Below are 22,762 nucleotides of genomic sequence, written 5' to 3'. Positions count from 1 at the left end.
TTTTGACCATGAATACTTCCGCTTCCTCTCCTGAAACAGCCCCGAACAAGACGCTGGTGTCCATTATTATGGGCAGCCAGTCCGATTGGGAAACCATGCGCCATGCCCACGAAATGCTGAACCGCTTTGACGTACCGCACGAGTGCCTGGTGGTATCGGCCCACCGGACGCCTCAGTGGCTGGCCGAGTTCGCGGCTCAGGCGGAGGAGCGGAAGATTCAGGTCATTATCGCCGGGGCCGGTGGGGCCGCCCACTTGCCGGGCATGACCGCCGCCCAGACCCTGGTGCCGGTTCTGGGTGTGCCCATACAAAGCCAGGCCCTCAATGGCATGGATTCCCTGCTGTCCATTGTGCAAATGCCTGCCGGGGTGCCCGTGGGAACCATGGCCATCGGCAAGTCCGGAGCCATTAACGCCGCCCTGATGGCCGTGGCTGTTTTGGCAAACACTCACCCGGCCTTGCGGGAGGAACTAACCCGCTATCGGCAGGAACAGACCGAAACCGTCCTACAGGGGCGACATTTGCCGGTATGACCGCTTCCGTTCATTTACCCGGCAGCACCTTAGGCATTTTAGGCAGCGGTCAATTGGGCCGCATGTTGGCCCTCACCGCCAAACGATTGGGCTACCGGGTGCACGTCTTTTCTCCCGAGCGTGACACCCCGGCCGGGCAAGTGGCTGACTTGGAAATCGCCGCCGACTACACCGATTTACCCGCCCTGAAGCACTTTGCCCAAGGCGTGGATGTGGTGACCATTGAGTTTGAAAACATTCCGGTACAGGCCTTGGCCGCCTTGCAGCCGGAGGTGCCGGTCTACCCCCAGCCGCACGTGCTGGAAATCACCCAGCACCGTTTGCGGGAAAAACAGTTTTTATCCGATCTGGGCATCCCAGTGGTGCCCTTTGTCCCCGTCAATAATCTTCAGGAGTTGCAAGCGGGCATGACTCAGCTGGGGTTGCCTGCCGTCCTGAAGACCGCTGGCTTTGGCTACGACGGCAAAGGGCAGGTTCGTCTGGAAAGCGAAGCCCAAGCGCTGGACGCTTATGAAGCCTTCGCCGGGCAAGCCTGCGTGATGGAGCGCTTTTTGGACCTGGAGCGGGAGATTTCAGTCATTGCCGCAAGGGCCGAGGACGGGACGTTTCAAGCCTATCGTCCGGTGGAAAATCGGCATCGGAATCATATTCTGGATTTCACCCTGGCCCCGGCCCAAATTTCTGAGACGATTGAAGCGCAGGCCCTTCAGATTACCCAACGCATCATGGAAGCCCTGAACATGCGGGGCTTGCTGTGCGTGGAATTTTTCATCACCCGGCAAGGGGAGTTACTGGTGAATGAGCTGGCCCCCCGGCCTCATAACTCCGGGCATTACACCATTGAGGCCGCCGTATGCGATCAGTTTGAGCAACAATTGCGCGTGGTCTGCGGCTTGCCCCTGGGAGACCCCGCTTTGCGCCAGCCAGCGGCTATGGCCAATGTGCTGGGGGATTTATGGGCTAACGGAGAACCTGACTGGCAGTCCGCTTTGGCCCGGTCTCCGGTGTACTTGCATTTGTACGGCAAGCAAGAAGCCCGAGTCGGTCGTAAAATGGGCCACCTAACCACCTTAGGCGACTCCGTGGATGCCGCTTTTCAGCTGGCCAAACAGGCCCGTGAACGTCTTAATCGTTGAGCTTTAACCTGCTAAAGGCCTGTCGCAAGGTCTCTATGTGCTGGGCTTGCTCTTCTGCTTCTTGTTGTCGCTTTAAAAATTCTTGCTGAAAACGAGAGGGGCCATGATGCCTGGGGCGCTCCATCCAATCTGCCGCTCGGATGGCAGGATCTCGCTGGGCCGGTTTTTTACGGTTCAGGGTCAATTTGGCCAGATCCCGATGAACCAGATGCGATAGCCCCGCCTCGGACAGCCCACCCAGGGTCACTTGAGAGAGTGCCTCAAAGGGGGTATCCGGGTTTTCCCGGATCAACTCCCGGGTTTTGGCCCGTGCAAAGGGGTTACCCAGAATGCGCAAATCCCGGTTTATGGCATCTTTTCTGGCAGCCTGAGAAAGCGCTGCGGGCTTGTCCTTCGAGACCTGCGAAACCGGAGCCGGTTTGACGCTGGGTGCCCAGACATCTTCTGGTGCCAACGCGTCAACAGGGGCTTCATGAATGAATTTTTGCAGGGTCAGGCTGCCCCACAGACGCTCCCTTTCCTGGGAATCAGCCTTGGGCAGGGACTCGTGGAAACTTTCCGGACTGGCATGATTAACCCGAGCGGAAAGAATGGGCATGGGCAGGCTAGCACTACGCATCATTTGAAAATGAATCCTGTGGTTGAGTGGTGATGAAACAAGTATTTAAAAAGAAGTCGAGAATAAAAGGGGATAGCGAATCAGTCAAGGCGACTGGGTTATTCAGCCCCAGTCAGTAATTAACGCCAATGATGGGCAGCTTGACATAAAGCAGACCCGAGGTTAACGAAACCCAATTGTGCAACAAAAATGCCCGAGACGGTCAATCAAAAAATCGGGTTTGCGCGCCGGGCCAGAGGTTGGTGACCGTTTGAACGCTTCCCACCAGAACGGGGCGGGGCGTTAACGATTCCTGAAATTAGGGGCAGAGGGGCGAATGGCCACCCGGGGCAGGGGATCGCCAATGGGAATGCTGCGAGCGATGGTATCCACCGGATCGCCATGCACCAGAAAGTCATTCAACAGGTACTTTTTGCCTTTGATCGTAACGTACTCAACGGATTGGCCAATGTTGACCCGCTGGCGACGGGGGCCTTCAGTCACACTGGGGGGCAGGGCAAACTCCACCACGTAGAAGTATTCCCCGTACATGCGGTAGCCACCGATGTGACACCACTTGGTACCCGGCGGGGTTCCCTTGAACACCAGCGTGTCCGTATCAGATCCACCGCTGATGGCCGTTTTATAGATATTGAAGGCCGTAAACGTACTGCCGGTCTCGGAGGGGCTGGCCTGATACAGTTCAATCAGGTCTTCTCCGGCCCCGGTGCGGGTGAACATATTGATGTTATTCCCGGACAGGTAAAGGTGATCGCTGCCATTGTAGGTAATCAGCGAGGCGTCCTCGGTGTTGGCCACCATGGCCACGTTGTTGCCCCGGGCCATGCAGACGGAATAGCTGCGCACATCCTGCAAACGCAACTGGCTGTTACCGCCGATGGTTTCTATGTGGAAATCGCTGGTGTTGGTAAACCGGGGATCGGAGAAGTACTCCACACCGGGACGATGGGACACGTTGGTACTGTGGGAGACAATCGGCAAAGTGTTCTTACCGCTTCTGTCCCCGAACGCGCCAGCATTGGGCATGTTGGCGGCCAGCTCCGGCAGTTGGGCAAACCGTTCGCAGGAAACCAGAGAGGCGGGCGTCAGGTTTTCCTGATAGCGAGGATTGGCCCGCTCAAACTCGGAACGGGCAAGGGGTGAGGCACTTCTGGCCCGACTGGCGTCATTTTCCACCGGGGCCAGACTTTGAGCGGGCGAAGCCACGGGCTGGCCGGAAGCCGAGTAATCCTTGGCGCAGCAGGATTCCTGAGAGTCGTCATCAAAGTTCAATCGGGAGTTGGGCAAGGTGGGGTTGATCTGCACAAACGCTTCCCGAGGGAAGAAAAAAGTGTCATCGGCCTGCTGGGAAAGGGCAGGCAGTGCGCCGACCAACCAGACAGCCACCAATGTCAACAAAACCGATGGAAAAATGGAAGGAAATCCGCGCATAAAAAGCCCTCGTAACAATCGACAGCGACCAGAAAAGGCAGTCGCGTCGAACCGGTATAAAAGTGATATAAAAATAAAACCAGTCCGTTCCGGGAAATTGATCGCCCCAGTCATCAACGAGGCTCGGCAGGGCCTTTCGACAAGTCCATCAGGTTCCTGCCCCCCCTGCAAACCCGCACAGGACAGCCCCATGCCGGACTGCCCTGCGATTTGCGTTGGTAGGTATGTTTGAGTCGTTAATGGCCAGAACTCAAGGCCCTGTTCTCACCGGTGATCCGCTGGGCCCAGTGGCCAGTATGGCCCTTAACCCACTTTCAGGGACTGCACCCCGCAGTGGCGGTAAATATCCTTCACGTCAGGCACCATATTTTTGGGCACATGGGCTATCAGCAGCGCATTTCCAGGTTGTTTCAGGGAGTCCTCGTAAAATTTGGCTTCCGTTTCGGGAATACCCGCTCCCACCAGCGCTCCCAGCAGGCTGCCCGCCGCGGCTCCCAAGGCCCCGCCGCTCAACAGGCCAATCAACGGCCCAGCCACCAGCAAACCGGCTCCGGGAATCAAGATGGTGCCGACCGTGGTCAATCCACCCAGAATGGCGCCCAGCAGTCCCCCGGTTAGTCCACCGGTAGCCGCTCCCTCAGGCAATTTGCTACTGTGCGTAAAGCCTTCCACCCCGTGGACCGGGTGCCTGGGCTCCTCCCCATAGTAAGAGCGCGTTTCTTCGCTCATCAACAGGCTGACATCCTTACCCAGCCCAAGCCGTTCCAGACTGTCCAAGGCCTCGTTCAGCTGAATGGTGGAACTGAAAATTCCCGAGACATGCTCGATTTTCTGTGGGTCAAAGTGAAATGGTTGACGCATGCGTATTCCCTCCTTCCGAGTTTGGGCCAAAGGCCGCAATATGGAGCAGGGTATAAAAAAGACGCTGCCGTCTCAATTAACTGGGCAGCTAGTGTTTACCCAGTCCGTATTACCCCATTGACCGGCTTGCAAAATAGCAGCCAGAACGGTCAGCGTCCGACCCATTTAATGGGCAGAATACTCAGCCCATACAAGGCCACCATGGCCAGACCCACCAGACTCATGGAAAAAGGGTCCTGGGTGGGGGTGACAATGGCCGCCACGATGAAAATAAGCACAATGGCCCAGCGCCACTCCCGAATCAGCTTCTCGGAAGTAACCAACCCGGTAAAGGACAGCAAAAACAGCACCATGGGCAACTCAAACATCAGCCCGGTCATAAACAGCAAGCCGGAGCAGAAACCAATGTAGCTCTCAATGCTGAGTTGGGTTTGGGCCACGCTTTGCCCGTAATCCACCAGAAACCCCAGCGCAGAAGGCACCACAAAGTAGTAGGCAAACACCAGCCCCGCCAGAAACAACAGGGTGCCCCCGATAATGGACCCGGTGACCATGCCCTTCTCCCGATCCGTCAGGCCAGGCAGCACAAAGCGGAGCACATGGTATAAAATCACCGGCAGGGCCAGGGCAAAGCCCACATAAAACGACACCCGCAGGCTGGAAATCAACACTTCGCCGGGGGCCAGCTGCACAAAACGAATGTTGGCGGGGGCCATGCCCTGAAACACCTGAATGAGGGGCAAAGCGTAGACAAACCCCACACCCAGCGTCAGAGCCAGTGTGCCCGCCGAAATTAAAATCCGATTGCGCAGCTCCGTGATGTGATCCACCATAGGCATGCTCAGTGAAGCCCAGTCGATGGGGGCTTCCGACGAAACCACCTCAGGCAGGGAAGCGGAGACAGTCAGGCCAGGATCGGTGCCAGAGCGTTCAAAGTATTGAGGGGGCGTGACTGGATCGTCCATCCCTATGATCCTCGTTGGGCGGCGGCCTCAGCCAGTACAATGGAGCCGGAAATCCCCACATTCAGGGACTCTACGGCAGCTTGCATGGGAATGATCAGGCGATGAGCCTGCGGATGATTCAGAAAGGCATCGCTGACCCCACGGCCCTCATTACCCAACACCAGGGCGCAGCGTCCCCGGAAATCGGCCTGACGATAGGGCAAAGCACCGCCATGGCCGGTGGTGGCCCATATAACGTGTCCTTGTTGCTGCAACTGGGACAACAGGGCATTGGGAGACAATGCAACCAAGGGCAGGGCGAATACCAGTCCGGCGGAGGCCCGAATGACCTTGGGGTTGTAAGGATCGGCACTGTCATGGGTCAGTATGAGGGCATCGGCCCCAAAGGCCAGCGCGGAACGAATCAGGGTGCCCACATTGCCCGGATCTTGCACCCCATCCAGCACCACCACAAAATCTCCCAAAACCAGAGAGGCCTTGTTTTCTGGAGGCGCTTCGTACACGGCCAGACAGGGCGGCACAGACGCCGTGGTGGCCAACTTGCCCATCTGCTGGGCATTAACCTCGAACGGGGGCTTCGGCAAGCTCTCCTTGGGCAGGCTCTCTGCCGGAGCGTCCGCCAAAATAAACCAGTGCCGCAAGGTCAAGCCAGCCTTGTGGGCCTCTTCAATGGGATGACGCCCTTCCACCAGCAGCAAGCCTTCAGCGTCCCGGTGCTTTTTTTGCTGAAGGGCGGCGGTGTCCTTGATTAATTTCTGGCTGAGGGGCTGACTGGATAGGCTCATTTCAGGCCCACTTCAATTTCAAAGGTACGCTGGCAGGGATAACGACAGTGGACGGACTGCTTTTCCAGCCCCAGCCGGTTTTTCAGCAGAAACAGGCCATCGGCCATCAGCACGTTCAGCAGGGTTTCATCCGGCGCTTGCCGGTGGGCGTTGCCGTTCATACTCTGCCGCACGGTGTGCCGCACATCCGCCTGATACAACCAGTCATCAGCCAAACGAATCAGCATAAGCTGGCAGAAAGCCTGTGCGTTAAAGGTGTTCTGCCGCTCCGCCATCAGCCGAATCAGGCCCATGGCCACGGTGGTGCCGATGGCGTTGCCCGGGGTGTTCCAGGCGGCGTAGCCATACAGGCCGGTTAAATCCTCAAACTGAGACACCAGCCGGTCCATCAAGCGGGGATCGGCCCCGTTGGCGTAGGCCACATCGGCCAGGGCAATGGGCTTACCCAACTGCAAGGCCTTTTGCAATACCTTTTGCACTTCATCCCACTGCTCGGGCTGGAGCTGGGCCTGCTCCCGGCTGCAATGATCGCCTTGACGTTCTTCCGGGGTATGCACCATGACCCACAAATCAGCCTCCGCCGACCTTTTCGCCACCTGCGCCCCGCAGGCCCGAATGGCCTTTTCCACCACCGTCTCGATGGGCAGCCCATCAAACTTGGCCACCAGATGGCGACCGGCTTCCGAACTGTAGAAAGGGTACACTTTAACGGGTTCAGCGTGTTGCAACACCATCCAGCGGGCTAGCATGCAGGCAGCCACCTCATCAGCCCCGGTCTGGATGTGGGCGTTCTCCAGCTTACGCTGCTGCAATTGCTGGCTCAGGTGTTGGGCCTCCAGCACATTCAGCCCAAAGGGGCCGGTATCATCCTGACAGTAGGTCAAATAATCGAGGCTACCCTCAAACAGCAGGCTCAGGTAGCTCTCGTTCAGCGCATAATTCTTTTCCCGGCGATCCATGAAATCCCTCAGCACCGCCTCCGGGATGTCTCCCGCTTCCGCCTGTCCGGCTTCGTGCAGTTGGGCGGAATACTGGTACAGGGCTTGCCCGTACTGGTTCCAGTATGCGGGCTCTTCCTCGTCAAAATTGTAGTTGGGGATGCGCAAAATGGAGGAAAACGCGTAGCAGGCATCCACTTTAATTTGCTGAAAAAAACTTTGCACCCGCTGCTGCAAGGTCTCCAGCGGATCTTCATTCACCCGGGAAGCAATCAGGCCACCATAGGCAATGGTATCCAGGGCCACGATCAGGGGATCGTTTTCAAACAGGTGGTTTTTCACCCAGCGGGACAGCGTTTTGAAATTGGCCGGTTTTTTCAGGTGCCCCAACAAATTGGGGGCGGGCATACCCAGCTCTAGTCCTGCCGCTGCCGCCAGACGCCTGGGCATATCGTAGCAAACCGGACGGCTATCCAGGGGAATAAGGTAAACACGTTTGTGGGAGAAAGGCATATCTGTTCCAACGCCGAAGGCGGATAACGACACCAACAGTCCGAAATCAGTGATCCGAAAACAAGGGATCTCCAGAACCTCCCCCTATTCTAATACAGACCGTCGTCTGACTACAGCGGGCCGACGTTTTGCCCTTTCGGAGGGGGGCTCCTTACGGCGAATGGGGAATCGGGAATCCGGGGAATCGGTTGTATCGGTTATAATAATGCCGTCCCCCAGAGAGCGAGTTAATTTTGGATCATGCTTCAGGCCCTGCGGCAGTTGAGCCGAGCCCTATCCACCGGCCCCCGGGATCATCAGGCCTTGGCCTTGTTGCGGGTCTCCGTGGGCTTGGGATTTCTACTGGTGGGACAGTACCAGCTCAACCATCCCCAGTTGGCCCAGCACTGGCAGGCCCAGTGGCAAACCTGGGCCATCAACAATCCACTACCCCTGTATGGGGACTTTTTGCGCACCCTGATTCTGCCCCATTTTAACGCCGTGCTGCGCACCGTGATCGATCTGGAAATGCTGATTGGGGGCAGTTTTGTGCTGGGTGTGGGGATTTCCCTGACCAGTTGGCTGGCCCTGTTTCTGGCCCTCAATTTGCTCTTGATTGCCCCCCAAAGCAATCCGGCCCTACTGGGATTGAGCGCCTTGCTGATAGTCACCATCGCTGGCCTACGCTGGGGCAGGGCAGGGCAGTATTACGGACTGGAAGGTCTGTGGCGGCGAGCCTGGAAAGAAGCCCAACTCAGGCAGTCCGACAAAACCCCGGCCAAGCGTCAAGCAGCCAGTCGAACGCCCACCAGCAACCGGGGTGCGGATACCGGCCGAGCCAAACCGGTTGCCTCCCGCAGCGGAAACTCAGGCCGGGCGGGCACTTTACGTCCCGTCACCAAACGGGACAAGCGCTCTGGCCCAGCCGAGAATGTGCGTCCTTTTGAGCGCCCTCAGAAACCCGCCTCCGCCAAAGTCCGCAAGCTGGAAAAAGCCCTGAAGCGGGAAACCGACAAGCAAAAACGACAACCCTTGCCGGAAAAGCCGGAACCGCAGACACAGTCCGCACCACCCGCCAAAAACACCAATAAAACCCCACCGACCGCCACAACGTCGGCCACGCCCAACACCCCTGCAGTAGAGGTCGCCTCGGAGCCGGTGAAAGTGGTGAAGATTTTTGATCATCGCACCCCGGATGATGACGAGTAGCCGGGCGGCCCTTCTAACAGCTCCAGGTAGCTGAGCCGTTTGGATGGCGGGGGCTGGCGTTATAATGAAAGTATGCCCAGCCCAAGTGAACCCGAGATTTTTACCCATCTGGCCCGAGAGATTCTGGCCGGAACGGACGCCTACCAGCAAGGGGAAATGCTGGAGGATACCCTGCCCTCGGCGGCGGATTTGGCCCGTAAACTGAATTACCGGCTAGAAACGGTGAAAAAAAAGCTGCGGATCTTAAAAGAAAATCATTTAATCCAACCCGTCAGCATGACCCCCAAGCGCTATCGCTTTAATCGCTGGGCCTTGAGTGACCTGGAGCCGGATTCCCTGTTATACGAGCTGTTCTGCGATCCGGATTCTCCGGTATATATTACGCCCGATGTCCACCAACGGACGCACCGTTAAGGGGCACTCATCCGGCGGGTGTCGACGTTTGGCAACACTTCCCGGCAGCGTTTATGCCAGAGAATCCCTCAGGCCTGAGTGCGCCCCTGCTGGTAAAGCTCGCGAATCCGCCGGATGTCGCCATGACTCAATTGCTCCCGACGCCACCCCCGGTAGAACATGACATCCTGACTGTTTTCTGAATGCTCCAGCCCCAAGGCATGACCTGTTTCGTGCAGCACGGTGGCCAGCAAGCGAGACTGCCTCTGGGCGATAGAGAGGTGCCCGTCAATCAAGGGATCCTGAATCAGGGTAATGGTCACCCGGCGGATACGGCTGCCCTGTACCTCCCGGTTGGCGTGGCCCACCTCGTAATCCCGGCCTTTGGTTGTCTCTTGGGCCCAGCCAAACGCGATGTGGGCCTGCTCGGCGGTTTCGGTATTAATATCCATCAGCCGGAAGCGAATCAGGCCATCGGTCACCGTCTCCCACTGGCGCAGGGCGGCAAACAGGGATGGCGGGCTAGGGAAGCCCTGATTAACAGACACGGGGGACGCGGGGAGCCAAACGCTGAGGGGCATCTGTTCCAGGGGCCAGCGTACCGCTTTCGCTGGGCTCTGTATGGAATCTCCCCGCCAGGCACCCAGTGCGTTGAGGGCGGCCAGCGGGTTTTGCTCGATGCTTTGGCGAAGGTTTTCCAGCCTGAAATGACCCACCGACAGCGACAGGGGGGGCTGACCTGTGGACTGGGGCTGCCGGGACTGCGGAGGAATGTTCATCGTCAACGAACTACTACGAGGAAGGCTTTGGGGGATTTTCGGCTTCAAACTGCTCCAGATTCATCGACTTCAGCTCTCCGGAAATGATCCCGGTGAACTCGTCGAAAATATTGAACAGATTGGCGTGGATCGGCCCGGCCAGCTTGCTGGCCCGTTTAGCGGATACCTTTTTTGGCGAGGGGGATTGCGCTGGACGTGTGGACATAATGCACTCCTGGCGATTGCCACGGTTGATAATGCGAGAAGGGATGAGCCTGCCCCAACTATTGTTCTGGCTGCACTCTGCTTTTACCTTACGGTGTTCCTTTCGGCGCATCGCTCACGGAACTGAAGGTATTTCTTATATATGTTATATAAAGTTTACATTTCAAGAACAGGCAAGAGTAGTTTTTGCCAGCAGACCCTACAGATTTTGAGAGCGAATCCAGCGGAAATCACGAATGGCATCAGGGTCATCCGGCTGACCCACCAGCCGCACCTGAAAACGATTGAATTTTCTGGCGGGCCCCCCAAAACCGGGTACATAGCCCACTCCCGGGATGTAGCCCAGCAACCCGGGTCGATGTTCCCCCAGATTGCCCAAAGCGGGCACATAACTCAGCAGACGTCCCAGGCTTAAATTACCGAAAGCGCCCAGTTTTCCGGCGATATCCTGGCTCATGCGCCCGTTAATCAGCATGTTGGCATTCCCGTTGTCCATGCGTAAACTGCCCTGAATGAGCAAGTCCAGATTCACCCCATCGCTGACCAGGTTCTGGGTGTACAAAATCTGGTTGTTAATCAGCATGTCCCCACTCAGTTCGGCAAAGTAGTTGCTATCGTAAAACGTCAGGGAACGGAACAGGTTATTCAGGTTCAGGCCCAACACCCCGCCCCGGAATACGTTGGCCGTGGCCAACAGGGTTTCTACCTTGGCAATGGCTGGCAAGCGGCCATTGGTAACCTTCAGGCTGACCGTTCCGTTGGCGTTCTTTTGCATATCCACATCGGATTGCCCAAAGGTGGTAAAGCGAACCGTCCCGCTGAGGTCCCCAAAAATCTGGTTGGTGACATTCAGCAAGGCCTTGGTCAAGGCGTTGGCCTTCACCCCGTTGGCGTTCAGCTCCAGGGTGGTAAAGCTGTTCTCGTTGGGGCTCAGGGACAGATAGCCGTTGACCTGCCCCCCGGCGGCATCCAGCCGGGTATCGGTCAGCTCCAGAAAGCTGTTGCCATTCAGGGACAGTTTGCTGCGTAAATTACTCAAAATAACGTTCTGGTAAATGACTTCATCCACCAGTAAATCGCCGTCCCGGAACTGCACGGCGGAGGTCGGATCGCCCTGCTGCCAGGGCCGCAGGTAATTGTGGGCCACCTGATCAATCAGGATGGGCTTGACGATGGTATTGTTAAATTCGCCCAGACTCTCGATACTGACAAAGCTGCCATTCACGCTGACCGCTTCCAGAGGTACCGGAACTTCAAAGACGTTTTCGGAACGGGCCGTCAGGCGGGCCGTGACCCCCGGCACTTTAAAACTGGGAACATCAATATTGGCCGTCTCCCCGGCAAAATCCAGACGCGCCGTAATATCCTGCAAGGTTAAGTAGGGAACCTCCAACCGATTGGCGGCCAACCAGCCGTTCAGCTGCCGAGGGTTCTCCCCGCCGCCTGACAGGGTCAAATCGGCCCCCAGGGTGCCTTTAGCCCCCTGGAAGAAGCTGTTTTGCATCGCTCCCTGACTAATGCCAGCCAGATTGATTTCCGGTACAGTGACCAAATGCAAACGGTAGGGGGACTGTTCGGGCTGATCCAGCTGTTGCAGGCTGCCTTCGGCCACAATATCGCCCCCGTCAAACAGGTGCAAATTGGCCTGCTTCAGGCGCAACTCGTTGCCCGTCAGCTTGAATTGCCCGTATAGAAAAGCCCGGCCGCTATCTTCCTGAAGTGCCTCCAACGGGGGCTTTTCCATTCGAAAGGACTCAGGGAGTTTACTGGGTTCCAGGGCCTGCGTTTCTACCGATTCATGGGGTTTTTCCAGCAGCTTTTGGGTGATAAACTGGCCCGGTTTTTTCAGGGTACTCCACCCCACATCCAGACTTTTACCCACGGTTTGGCGGACTTTGTCCACGGTATTGGTAGCGGCCCCCAAGGCCGTGTTGGCGGCGTTAATGGCATTGAGATTCCGTAAGGCATCCCGTATAGAGGCATCTCCCAAGATATCGGGGGCGCTGTCCTGACTGGGCGAAGACGTTGGCGTAGAAGACTGCGCGGAAGAATGCCCCGCACCCGCGGCGGCCCCCTCGGTCTGGGCCATCCCCGAAGCGGGAGACTGGCCCCCAGAATAGGCTTCCCGGAAATTCTGGCTGAGGCCCACAAAAACAGTGGATTCCAGATCATTTTTACCGGAACCGGGCTGGCCGGGCCAAGCCACCAGCTTGCCATTCACGTTGATTTTAAAGGGCATGGCCTGATACGGGGTGGCGTTACTTTGCGGGCTCACCAGCGACTGGTTCACCAGCAGGTCGGAAAGCTGACCTTTTAACTCGGCCTGCAAAGCCTGATCCTGCTTTACCGTCAAGCTCATGGGAGAGTTGCCGTACCTGAAAGTCACGTTTTCGCTTTGCAGCGTGGGAATGCCAGTGCCCTGCTGCTGATACTGGATACCACCGTTCAGGTCGTACAACGGGAAATCCCCACCCGCCCAGGACAGGCCAGCCTGATTGAACTGAGCCGTCAGGCGTTTTTGCCGGTTACTGAACGTGCCCGACAGACTGAAATCCCCGGCGGCATTCCAGATTTCGGGAAGATCAACTCCGCTCAGCGTCTCCAGCAAGGGCTGCTGCTCACGAACAAAGGCCACCGGAACGGGATCGGTGTTCAGGTGTAGATTATAGACGCCCCCGGTGTTGACCGTACCACCCACCCGGGCTGCCAGCGGACCGTATAGCAGGGTGGAGTCCGCCAGCGTTAGCGTGTTCCCTTTAAACCGCAAGGCCAGGTGGGGTGCCTGAAGGGGACTGTTCGCGTCGGCGGTTTGCAGGGCCAGCGATTTGACATCCAGCGATCCAGCCAGTTGCAAGCCGGTCTGGATGGTCATGTTCAGGTTGGCGATGCCACTGTATGGTTTTATCACGTCAGCCAGCGGCTGAACTTCCGGCAGTTTGGCCAGCACCTCCCGGTGCAAACGGGGAATATCGATATCATTGCCGGTCAGGTGCAACTGGTACTGGCTTAAACTGGTGGCCAGCCTGCCCTGGGCCTTGAAAACAGCCCCGCCCAGCGTACCCCGGATGTCATCCAGCTGAATCCACTGCCCCAGCAAGTGAAGGGTACCGTGCAAGCCTGTGACCGGTATTGGGTGTTGGGGATTCTGATAACGTCCCTTCTGAAAGGCCAGCACCCCGCGCAAATCCGGTAAACTGACCTGCCCGGAGGAGGGATGGGCTTTGCCGCTGAAATCCACATTCCCCTGAAACTGTTCTACGGTGATGCCCTGCCGGGTTGAAGCCAGTCGACCCTGCGGAATCAGGAGTCGCCCGGTGTAAGCCACACTTGGCGTCGTCAGACCCTGCCCGTCAAAGGCCAGTCGGCCTTGTAGCTGCTGAGCCTGAATACCCAGCCCGGCATCGGAGAAAGCACCGTTGCGCAACACCAGCAGCCCCTTATACTGAGGCTTGCTCAAAGTCCCACTGAGATAAACACTGAGATCAAGCCCCCCTCGCACGGTGCGGCCCTTGAGGGCCGAGGCGGGAAAACCCCAGCGAATCGCCTTATCCGTCACAGCCTCCAGGTTCAGGTTTCGCCCAAACAACACGGCCCGCACTTGCTGACTATTCAACCAATACCCGCCTGAAAAACGCAAGGGCAAGCCCTGAGCCAGTAAGGCCCCGTCGTGAACCTCTATTTTGTCGCCCTTCAGACGGACCTCCCCCTTAAGGGCATTCAATAAGGGCGTTTTCAGGTGATTCAATCGATAGAGCGCCATTTGCCTGAAATTCAGCGTGCCTTGGGCGCGCCGCAGCGCCAGGGTCTCTGGCTTTACGGATACATGAAAGCGGGCATCGGAGCGGACCACGCCGGTCAACCGATAGGGCAGGGTAGGCAGGGGCGGGCCAAGGGTGTTGGCCAACTGAAACACCAACGCCTGAGCCTGAGCCAAATTCATCCCCTGGCTTTTTAACTGCGCTTCCGCCTGTTGCCGGGGATCATATCGGTAGCTAAAGGAAACAGGGACCCGTGGCCCCCCCAGGGTCAGTTTCAATCGGCTCAAATCGGTCAGCCCAAACACATGCTTTGGCTGGGTGACGGACTGTGGAACCTCCACAAACAGTTGATAGGGGGCTATCCGGTAAAGCGGGGCGCTGAACGACTTGGGAAGTCCGCCCAAGTAGGCCAATTGCCCCTGGGCCTGTAACGATAAAGGACGCCGAGACTCCAGGTGCCGCAGGGATAATACCTTGCCTTCGATGCGAAAGCGTTGTATGCCCGGGAAATCGATTCGACTGACGGGAGCGGGCCTGCGATCCTCCACCAGATAGTCTGTCAGCAGCAGTTCAGCGTCCTTGAGTTCGGCAGGATTCAGGAAGCCCGTTTTTTGAGGCTTGATCAGCTTCAGCTTGAGCGACTTGAACAGACTGTACTGACCCACCGGAATAAAGACGTGATTCAGATGGATTTTGGCGATTTCCGGGGTCTGGCGGGTCAGCAGGGGCAAATAGCGAATCTGCACCGTAATGTTTTCAATATGCCCCAGCGGGTGATGCTGGATATCGGTAATGGCCGTGGTATTCAGGTGCGCCTGAATCCCCTGAAAGAGGGTGCCCTCTAGGGTGAGGGCCTTGATGCGAAAATGCACCCCCGTGGATTTGTGCAGCCCGTCCTCAATTTGAGCCTTGATGGCCGCGGTATCAACCAGGGTCGGCACGAATTTAAGCAGAGCGTAACCGGCGATGCCGATGGAAAGCGCCAACAGGACAATTCGCTGGGTCGATGACTTCACTGTGATCCCCATCCTTCAGTGCCGACGCTTTTCATTATATAGGAGTCTCTTTGAAAACCTGCCTGAGGGCTTCCGCCCGGGTTCACCCGGTGGACAGACGCCGGAACGGTTTACTCGTTCTTATCGGCCTTTTTGGCGGCGTCTCCGCTGGCTGCGTCCTTGAACTGGCGCACCCCGTCTCCCAGAGACTTCATGACGCCGGGTAACTTGCCGGGGCCAAACAGGATTAGAACCAGCAAAACGATGATGGAGAGTTCCGGGACTCCCAGATTGATGAAGAGGAGGAGGGGCTCAGCGTGCATGGCGGGTGCCTTTATGGATTGCTTGCAATAAAATCAGGGTGATCGCTCAAAGCGCTAACAAATGGCGGGTTCTTGGCCAAGGCCATTTGCCCCGGGCCCGATGGTATTCTAAAATTTAAGGCCTGTGGTATATTCTACAAAAAAATAGACAGAAAAAGAAACGCGTCTGACTGATGACTGACACCCCCACCATACAAAGCCGAGCAGAGCTGTCCGAAATCCTTCGCCAAAAAGGGTTTCGGCTGACCCCACAGCGGGAAAAAATTCTGGATTTGTTTTACGAGCTGCCCGAAGGCGAGCATTTAAGCGCGGAGGAGCTGCAAAAAACCCTGCGCCTGGAAAACTCCGATATCAGCCTGGCGACGTCCTACCGTACCCTAAAACTGCTGGCCTCTCTGGGGGTACTGCGGGAACTGGACTTTGCGGAAGACCACAAGCATTATGAGCTGGCCCGAAACCCCAAATCGCCGCATCATCACATTATTTGCCTGGACTGCGGCACCACCGAAGAGTTTGAAAGCGATGTGATCATGGAATTCGCTGAATCATTGGCCCAGAACCGGGGCTTTGACATTGTGGACGTGCAGTTAAAAGTGTTTGCCATGTGCAAGCAGCACCCCGTGGAGGAGACCCGCAGCACCAAGGGACACTAGAGGGCTTTCAATACAGGGCCACATCGGTGACGTTGGAGTAGGAAATGGGAATAGCGCCCGGCAACAGGCGGATGGGGCCCGAGATTGTGGGAATGGCCAGTTCTCCGAACAGCGGTGTAAATTCCACCTGAATACTGGCCCGATAAGCGTGTTGATTGGGCACCTGAGTCACCGTGCCGGAACCTTTCAGACCGCTGGACACTATTTTCACGTTCAACTGCCTTTGACCCACTTCCGGGTTTTGAAAGATAGAGGCGGTGTAAGCAGCGTCGCGAACGGCCATCTTGGCGCTTTCATAGGCCATCCAGGCCCGTCCTGAGTCGATAATGAAAAAGATCAGGATGAGCATAAAGGGCAAGGTGAGAACCAGCTCCACCAGATTCTGCCCCCGTAAGGCCTGGCGTTTGACGAGGCGGGAACATTGGATTGTCATCTCAGAAAACCCCACTGGTTATGGCTCAACACGATCCTCTTTCGTATCGGCAGCCTTTCCCCAAAGTTGAGCCCTTGAACCCCAAAATTAAGATAAATTTACGTATACAGCCCATTCCACCGAATAAACTGGAGGACCGGGGCGGGCAGATAGTAGCGCAGCCCCTCAGCCCCCGTGGGGCTTGTGGCCAGCGTCTGGCGAATCCAGCTGGAAGAAATACCCAGCGGCGGCATATCAATGGGAGATGTGCCCAGGGGCGCCAGTTCGCCATTCAGGTTGATTTGCCGTACGAGGTCAAAGCCCGGACGAGGAGCCTGTAAAAAGTGGACCATTTCTACCAGCCGCTGCGGCTGACGCCAGGTTGCCAGCTGAGCCAGCGCATCGGCCCCAATGATCAAGGGAACCGGCTGTGGCAGTGCGTACTGCTGAGTGAGGGCTTGCAGGGTATCCACGGTGTAACTTTTGCCGGGACGCCCTATTTCAACGTCACTCACCGCAAAGGCAGCATTATCCGCCGTAGCCCGCCGCACCATTTCCAAGCGAAGGGTAGCTTCCAGCAAATCCGGCTCCTGATACCGGTGAGGGGGATTGCCAGCGGGCACAAACACCACCCGTTCAAAGCCAAGCCTCTGCCCAAACTGGCTTAAAGCGGATTGCGCCACCATCAGATGGCCGTTATGAATGGGGTTAAACGTCCCGAAGTAAAAACAGACGCCGGGGGCTTTTGCCATAAAGCGGTTCAGTCCCGATGGGTGCGGTGATACTCGGCCATCTCATCAGCCAAATCAGCCAGACGTCGCGCTTCCGCTTCTCGAATTCTCCGAAGATGCTCGTCGTACTGCTTCAGGGTGACAAAGTCCTCAATATGCAGCACATAACAGCGATGCTGCTGATCAAAGACCGTGCGGGCCCCCAGCAAATGGATGATGGTCCCCAGTTCGGTGGCGGTGATGCGGTTGTAGAGATCCGGCACGCTGGAATAGCAGATCAAGGGCGTTTTGCCGTCGGTGATGGTGAAAAACTGCACTTTCTTGCGAAACGTGGAAATTTTCTCCAGCACCACGGGCCATTCTTCAGGCAGCAATTGTCCTTGCTTTACCAGTGAGAGATCGGGAGACGGTGACAGTTGTTGGGTGAGGATGTGATACAGTGCAAAATCCATGGGAATTGTATCAATTGTGAATACTTATCCTAAAGAATTTAGCCGATCCGCCGAGAAGATACAAGTAGCAGCGTATCCCACAGATGACCCAAATGCAGAGAGCGCTCAAACCATGGGATTTGAAGGCTTACCCAGACCCGCTCAGGTCAATCCGTACACCGACCCGCTGAATCCCTACACAGCGGGAAATCTGGCCCGTGCGGAACAGGCGGGTAAGCCGCTGATTCAAAAACTGTCCAGCGAAGAAGCCATCAAGGCTCTGGAAGAAGAACGCCGTCGGGAACAGGCCGAGGAGGACAAGGACGAGCAGGGCGAAGCGTTCTCCGAAGAGGAGGCCGAGCAGATTCGATTGTTCGCCAAAATGCGGGGCCTTATGAATGTCTCTCTGGAAACGGGCAAGCGCTACGAATTTCGCCTGAATGCCTTGACCGGGATGGTGGAACTGGTGGCGTTGCCCTCGGAAGAGCTTATTTTGCAAATAACACCGCTGGAGTTGGCCCGCCTGTCGGATAAACTGGAGCGTTATGCGGGCCTGCTAACCGATTTAAGCGGTTAAATCCATAATATCCACCCACCCATTCGCTCCTGCTTCACCCCGGGCGGAAAAGCGCTTTATAATAGTAAACATGACAGAAATTTACCTGCTATGCCAACAGCCAGAAGCGTTCAGGGCCCGATTAACCACGCTCGTGGGTGATCGATTCCCCATCAAAACGCCGAACTCTGAAGCGGCCTTGCTGGAGCAGTTATGGGACGCCCCACAGGCGGTCATCTTCTCCGATTTGCCGCTGACCGAGCTGACGGCCCTGTTAGAGCGATGTCGGTTCGCCCGAGCGGCCACCGCCCTGATTGGACTTTTGCCCGCAGCCAGCCACGACGCCCCATTGCCTGTTCTGGACATCGACTGCCATTGGGTGTCCGCCACGGGTAGCGATTTTGAGTGGCTGAACAGCTTGAGTGGGGCCATCCGTCAGGCAGAGTTGCTGGCTGCCTTGTCGGAATCCGCCCAGCGGGATGAGGTGAGCAACCTGTTCAGCCGCCCGTACTTTATGAGCCGTCTCACCGGAGAGTTGTCCCTGGCCAAGCGCCATCAGGCGGAACTCTCCCTAATGGTATTGGGGCTGGATTGTTATCAAATATATCTGGATAGCTATGGCTACCAGTTTGTGAACGCTCTGTTGCGATTTTTGGGGGAGCAGATCATCGGCATGATTCGGCATGAGGATGTGATGGCCCGCATAGGGGATGATGAAATCGGCATTTTGCTGCCCCGAAGCACGGAAGCCGGTGCCAGGACCCTGGCTGCCCGCATGGTGACAACACTGAACACACAGGTGTTTCAGCAGGGCGGCTACACCGAAGAAGTGCTGGTCAGCGCGGGAATCGTGTCTTATCCCTTGAGAGATGCCCGGTGTGAGGATGCCGACACCCTAATGCGCTATGGGCGGCATGCCCTGTACCACAGCAAAGCGGATGCGGATGATCTACCCCGGGTGTGCCTGTTCAGTGAAATTGTCCCCACGCTTTAAGCTGTGACTTTCCTTTCAGGGGCGTTGCTCCTTAGCGCCAGTTTTTTAAGGGGCGTTGCCCCTTAGACCCCACTGGAGAGGGGACAGAGTCCAGGGCAAGCCCTGTCCCCCCTCCAGACCTCCCCGCGCTTTGTGCCTTTGCCTACCCGTATTTTTTTGTTAAAGATAACAACTATTAATAGAGGATTTTTAAACTCGCCGATTGATAGTTTTTGTAGTAGTAATAGATTAAGTCATTTAACGATTGTGGGTTTTTAAAGTATGAGTAGTAATTCTACGAACAACTTTCACTTTTCACCGGTATCCTTTGTGGCTGGACTGTCAGCAGGTAGTGGCGCTAGCTTACCGACAGCACTTTTAGCCACCATGTCGACGGGTTACCTGTCTCGAAAGCTAAAAGAGCAAAAAAATTCAGCCCCGGCTTCCCTCAATCAACCAAGCCCCTTAAAGTATGTGGGTCCCAATCCATACGGCCCTCAAAACGATGTTTTTAGTAGAAAAAGTATTTTGTTTGGATCCGGTGAAGGTTCGTCATGGGATGGCGCTCTTGATGAAAGTGACGCTGCTGCTACCGCAGCAGGATGGGGTTTAAATAAATTAGATAAATTCCTAGTCGCCGATAAAGAAAGATATGCCAAAGTCAGAAAATTTGGCCCCTCACAAAACTTTTTCGTGGGAGATCAATTTTTAAGTAACGCAAAACACGCAGCTGACAAAAGACATTATTACAATTTTGCAGAAGAAAAAATGTTACTTTCGCTCACGGAAACCTCTGCGGAAACACAGAAGGCGAGAGCTTATAGACGAGCTGCAATCGCTGCAAAGATGAAGGGTGATACCACATTAGCCAAACAATATATGAAACAGGCTAAGAGTGCTCGATGGGCTGCTGAAGGCCCTAGTTCTTCCTCAGAACCCGCTAAAGATACTGAAGAACTGAAAAAAAATGATTTTTTTGTAAATAAAGTTACTTTGCCAGTTAAGGTAATTGGCACAATTCCTTTACTTATTACAGAAGGGCTTGCCAAGTGCTTTATGGATTCGGTTTTCAAAACTAACTTACTTGAGCGTGAACCAGTTACCTGTAAATTAATTGAAGTAGTAGCCCCTTTTCAGTGTGCTATGGAGAAAGCATTAAACCAGCTCGAAGAAGATTACAATGAAATTGCTCGTGCTGGTGAAGAAAGCGATGAAGAATGGATCAATGATAATGATCCGAAGCTCAGAGGCGCTTCAACCGGTAAAGGTTTAAGGCATAAATTTTTATAAAGTTAATGCCTGCGTTTTGACAGGGTGGGGCATCTTGCCTAAGATGGTTCCACTGTGTTGGTTGCCAGAGGCTGAAGCATCTTATGTCCCCATTTCTGACCCGAAAGGCCTGTGCCTTTGCCGTTTTTACCCTGTCCGCTTTCATCAGCCTGATTCCCGACGCCGCTGCCATGGCCTTCCGCCAGTCGGCCATCGGCTATCATCCTCAAGGGGCCAAAGTGGCCATTCTGGAAGATGTCCCCGAAGATCAAAAAATTGAAGTGGTGCTGTTTGACCCCACCAAACGCAATCCCAAATTTCCGGTATTGCTGGGGGCCACCGTCTATAAAGTGGATAACATTCAGGCTTTTCAGGATGAAACCCAGCAAGGCCCCGGCACCAAGAACCTGCTGCTGGACTTTTCCGACTTTCAGTTGCCCGGTACCTACGAATTACGGGTGGAAGGCAGCGATGTGAAATCCAAACCCGTCCAGATCAACGACTATCTCTACTGGGACAACCTGAAGCCGGTGGTGCGCAGCTTCTACTTTCAGCGCTGCGGCAGCGAAATCGAGGATCGCGTCCTGAAAATTTACCGGGGTGCCTGCCACCTGCGGGATGCCGAGCAACTGGAAGAGAGTAACACCCCCCGCCTCAGCCTGGGAGAAACCCTGGACGTGGTGGGCGGCTGGCACAACGGCAGCGATTACGCGAAATACGTAACGTCCACCGCCCTGTCCGCAGCCCGATTGATGGCCATGCACGAGTGGGGCCCCAAGGCCTTTCAATACTTCCGTATGGATTATCCCCTGTTTGAGCCCGGCTATGGGGTCACCGATGACCTGCACCACGAAGTGAAAAACGGGCTGGAGTGGCTGCTGACCATGCAACGCAAGGATGGCTCCTTCTATCGCAAGGTGGCTGGCAAAAAATGGCCGGGCAAAGTGGGCCCCACCGACGATGAGCAAACCCGCTATGTTTACGGCATCACCACGCAGGACACCGCCAGCGCCGCCGCCGTATTCGCTATGGCCGTGCGGGATTTCAAGTCAATCGATTTGGGCTACAGCGTGAAAGCCTTACGGGCGGCCGAAAAAGCCTGGAGCTTTCTGGAAAGCCATCCCGGGGTGATTTACCAGCGCTCAGACATCGATTTTTCCGGTTCCGGGGAATTTTTGACGCCCAAAGCCAAGGGCGATCTGCCCTACCGGCTGTGGGCCGCCGCGGAATTGTACATCAGTACCGGCAAAGAGCCGTATCATCGCTACTTTTTGACCCACGTGGGGGACGTGCCCCTGCAACGCTTCACCTGGATGAACCCGGCCATACTGGGCATCACCAACTACCTGCTCTACGCCAAAAATCAGGACGCCACGGTGGCCAATTCCCTGAAAAACAATATCCTGCGTCTGGCGGATGGCCTGAAAGCCAGTATGCAAGCGGATATTTACAGTACCGGGCTCTCCCAGTTCGGGGAGGGCTCCAACCCGGAAATCGCGGAGCGCATTGCCCTGTTGCTCAGCGCCTATAGGCTGAGTGGGGACATCAGCTACCGGCAGGCGGCCAGCCGCAGTGTGACCTATTTCTACGGGATGAACCCCCTGGCCATGACCTATATCACAGGCATGGAAGGACAATCCGTGAAGTACCCGGCCCACCGCTGGTCTCAGGTCATGGATAAAGTCGTTCCGGGCTTGCTGGTGGATGGCCCCAACGAGGGAGCCACCGATGGCAGCACACCCAAAGGCCTCGGTGCGCGCAGTTACGTGGATGAGGCCAAGGCCACCGGCTCCAACGAAAGCCGCATCCTGAACAACGCCAGTCTGGCTTTTGTGCTGGCCGCCCTGAATGACGCCTACAACAGTGGCCCTCAAGGCGACAAAGAGAAATCCGGAGATCCCAACAGCCCGCTCAACTTTAAACTGGCCCCGGAGCGCTTGCGTCCGGCCAAAAAAGGTGGCAAATAGTTTTTAAAAAACGTCAATGATTCCCCGGCGTCCGATTGGTCATTCCCACGAAAGTGGGAATCCATGCTGCCTGTCAGTTGGATTGATTGACGCCTCTCTTTTGATTGCTGGATGGGCGTTGCCCCGTTCAGTGGATTCCCACTTTCGTGGGAATGACAAATAGCAGCCTGAAAAAGAAAGCAAAATAAAGATGTCAGACCTGAGTAGCACGTCTTGGGATAATCCTGTTTAACACTATTAATTCTCAATGCCGCAAAAGCAGTATGAAGACGGTCAAAGCATCGGCTCCTCCATCCTTCGGATGGCGGATTGGATGAAATTCGCTAAGCTGAGGGTATTGCAGGAACGG

22 protein-coding genes are annotated in these 22,762 nt (G+C 56.0%); 9 read left to right on the top strand and 13 right to left on the bottom strand.

Annotation, left to right across the window (positions count from 1 at the left end; translation table 11 throughout):
- Positions 1-8 precede the first annotated feature (8 nt).
- Both purE and DF283_RS07470 read left to right on the top strand, forming a co-directional pair.
- A complete protein-coding gene (gene purE, locus DF283_RS07475; RefSeq protein ID WP_303674135.1) occupies positions 9-533 on the top strand; it encodes a 5-(carboxyamino)imidazole ribonucleotide mutase in 525 nt (174 codons plus the stop codon).
- Entirely contained in the window at positions 530-1,669 is a 1,140-nt protein-coding gene (locus DF283_RS07470; RefSeq protein ID WP_303674114.1) for a 5-(carboxyamino)imidazole ribonucleotide synthase, read from the top strand. The genes purE and DF283_RS07470 overlap by 4 nt, the downstream gene beginning before the upstream one ends.
- Here DF283_RS07470 and DF283_RS07465 read toward each other — a convergent pair.
- The 6 genes from DF283_RS07465 to DF283_RS07440 all read right to left on the bottom strand — a co-directional run bounded on the left by DF283_RS07465 (position 1,659) and on the right by DF283_RS07440 (position 7,781).
- Positions 1,659-2,291 (bottom strand): hypothetical protein, encoded by a 633-nt coding sequence (locus DF283_RS07465; protein WP_303674113.1) that lies wholly within the window; start codon positions 2,289-2,291, stop codon positions 1,659-1,661. The two genes, DF283_RS07470 and DF283_RS07465, sit on opposite strands and share 11 nt — an antisense overlap.
- 279 nt (positions 2,292-2,570) lie before the next feature.
- Complete coding sequence (locus tag DF283_RS07460; protein WP_303674112.1) at positions 2,571-3,719, bottom strand: hypothetical protein; 1,149 nt, start codon at positions 3,717-3,719, stop codon at positions 2,571-2,573.
- Positions 3,720-4,022: 303 nt separating this feature from the next.
- Positions 4,023-4,580, bottom strand: a complete 558-nt coding sequence (locus DF283_RS07455) for a hypothetical protein (protein WP_303674111.1) — start codon at positions 4,578-4,580, stop codon at positions 4,023-4,025.
- A 149-nt stretch (positions 4,581-4,729) separates the two neighbouring features.
- Complete coding sequence (gene tatC, locus DF283_RS07450; protein WP_303674110.1) at positions 4,730-5,545, bottom strand: twin-arginine translocase subunit TatC; 816 nt, start codon at positions 5,543-5,545, stop codon at positions 4,730-4,732.
- A gap of 2 nt (positions 5,546-5,547) precedes the next feature.
- Complete coding sequence (locus DF283_RS07445; RefSeq protein WP_303674109.1) at positions 5,548-6,330, bottom strand: TrmH family RNA methyltransferase; 783 nt, start codon at positions 6,328-6,330, stop codon at positions 5,548-5,550.
- On the bottom strand, positions 6,327-7,781 hold the full coding sequence (locus tag DF283_RS07440) for a DUF4127 family protein (RefSeq protein WP_303674108.1): 1,455 nt from the start codon (positions 7,779-7,781) through the stop codon (positions 6,327-6,329). The genes DF283_RS07445 and DF283_RS07440 overlap by 4 nt, the downstream gene beginning before the upstream one ends.
- 240 nt (positions 7,782-8,021) lie before the next feature.
- Here DF283_RS07440 and DF283_RS07435 point away from each other — a divergent pair, with 240 nt between their 5' ends.
- Together DF283_RS07435 and DF283_RS07430 are read left to right on the top strand one after the other, a co-directional pair.
- Complete coding sequence (locus DF283_RS07435; RefSeq protein WP_303674107.1) at positions 8,022-8,969, top strand: hypothetical protein; 948 nt, start codon at positions 8,022-8,024, stop codon at positions 8,967-8,969.
- 72 nt (positions 8,970-9,041) lie between these two features.
- Positions 9,042-9,383: a helix-turn-helix domain-containing protein gene (locus tag DF283_RS07430; RefSeq protein WP_303674106.1), complete on the top strand. Its 342-nt coding sequence runs from the start codon at positions 9,042-9,044 to the stop codon at positions 9,381-9,383.
- Positions 9,384-9,451: 68 nt separating this feature from the next.
- Here the strand turns inward: DF283_RS07430 and DF283_RS07425 are convergent, their stop codons facing one another.
- From DF283_RS07425 to DF283_RS07410, 4 genes are all read right to left on the bottom strand, one after another.
- Entirely contained in the window at positions 9,452-10,141 is a 690-nt protein-coding gene (locus DF283_RS07425) for a matrixin family metalloprotease (protein ID WP_303674105.1), read from the bottom strand.
- Positions 10,142-10,154: 13 nt separating this feature from the next.
- Positions 10,155-10,346: a hypothetical protein gene (locus DF283_RS07420; protein WP_303674104.1), complete on the bottom strand. Its 192-nt coding sequence runs from the start codon at positions 10,344-10,346 to the stop codon at positions 10,155-10,157.
- Positions 10,347-10,544: 198 nt separating this feature from the next.
- The gene (locus tag DF283_RS07415; RefSeq protein ID WP_303674103.1) at positions 10,545-15,119 is read right to left on the bottom strand and encodes an AsmA family protein; all 4,575 of its coding nucleotides are present in this window, start codon (positions 15,117-15,119) and stop codon (positions 10,545-10,547) included.
- A gap of 110 nt (positions 15,120-15,229) precedes the next feature.
- Positions 15,230-15,421, bottom strand: coding sequence for a Sec-independent protein translocase subunit TatA/TatB (locus DF283_RS07410; RefSeq protein WP_303674102.1), 192 nt, complete (start codon positions 15,419-15,421; stop codon positions 15,230-15,232).
- A gap of 173 nt (positions 15,422-15,594) precedes the next feature.
- Here DF283_RS07410 and DF283_RS07405 point away from each other — a divergent pair, with 173 nt between their 5' ends.
- Positions 15,595-16,074, top strand: coding sequence for a Fur family transcriptional regulator (locus DF283_RS07405; protein WP_303674101.1), 480 nt, complete (start codon positions 15,595-15,597; stop codon positions 16,072-16,074).
- A 7-nt stretch (positions 16,075-16,081) separates the two neighbouring features.
- On the opposite strand, the gene DF283_RS07400 is transcribed toward DF283_RS07405, so the two are convergent.
- The 3 genes from DF283_RS07400 to DF283_RS07390 all read right to left on the bottom strand — a co-directional run bounded on the left by DF283_RS07400 (position 16,082) and on the right by DF283_RS07390 (position 17,669).
- Positions 16,082-16,507 (bottom strand): TadE family protein, encoded by a 426-nt coding sequence (locus tag DF283_RS07400; RefSeq protein ID WP_303674100.1) that lies wholly within the window; start codon positions 16,505-16,507, stop codon positions 16,082-16,084.
- A gap of 98 nt (positions 16,508-16,605) precedes the next feature.
- Entirely contained in the window at positions 16,606-17,238 is a 633-nt protein-coding gene (gene nadD, locus DF283_RS07395) for a nicotinate-nucleotide adenylyltransferase (protein ID WP_303674099.1), read from the bottom strand.
- 8 nt (positions 17,239-17,246) lie between these two features.
- Positions 17,247-17,669: a hypothetical protein gene (locus tag DF283_RS07390; RefSeq protein WP_303674098.1), complete on the bottom strand. Its 423-nt coding sequence runs from the start codon at positions 17,667-17,669 to the stop codon at positions 17,247-17,249.
- Positions 17,670-17,781: 112 nt separating this feature from the next.
- On the opposite strand from DF283_RS07390, the gene DF283_RS07385 reads away from it, so the two are divergent.
- From DF283_RS07385 to DF283_RS07370, 4 genes are all read left to right on the top strand, one after another.
- A complete protein-coding gene (locus DF283_RS07385; protein WP_303674097.1) occupies positions 17,782-18,225 on the top strand; it encodes a hypothetical protein in 444 nt (147 codons plus the stop codon).
- A gap of 70 nt (positions 18,226-18,295) precedes the next feature.
- Positions 18,296-19,198, top strand: a complete 903-nt coding sequence (locus tag DF283_RS07380; RefSeq protein WP_303674096.1) for a GGDEF domain-containing protein — start codon at positions 18,296-18,298, stop codon at positions 19,196-19,198.
- A 261-nt stretch (positions 19,199-19,459) separates the two neighbouring features.
- Positions 19,460-20,467 carry a hypothetical protein gene (locus DF283_RS07375; RefSeq protein WP_303674095.1) on the top strand — a complete coding sequence of 336 codons (1,008 nt, stop codon included), beginning with the start codon at positions 19,460-19,462 and terminating at the stop codon, positions 20,465-20,467.
- An 83-nt stretch (positions 20,468-20,550) separates the two neighbouring features.
- On the top strand, positions 20,551-22,413 hold the full coding sequence (locus tag DF283_RS07370; RefSeq protein ID WP_303674094.1) for a glycoside hydrolase family 9 protein: 1,863 nt from the start codon (positions 20,551-20,553) through the stop codon (positions 22,411-22,413).
- The last annotated feature ends 349 nt before the right edge of the window (positions 22,414-22,762 follow it).

The sequence above is a fragment of the Vampirovibrio chlorellavorus genome (genome assembly GCF_003149375.1).
GTDB lineage: Bacteria > Cyanobacteriota > Vampirovibrionia > Vampirovibrionales > Vampirovibrionaceae > Vampirovibrio > Vampirovibrio chlorellavorus_B.
This window is presented reverse-complemented; position numbering and strand designations above follow the sequence as displayed.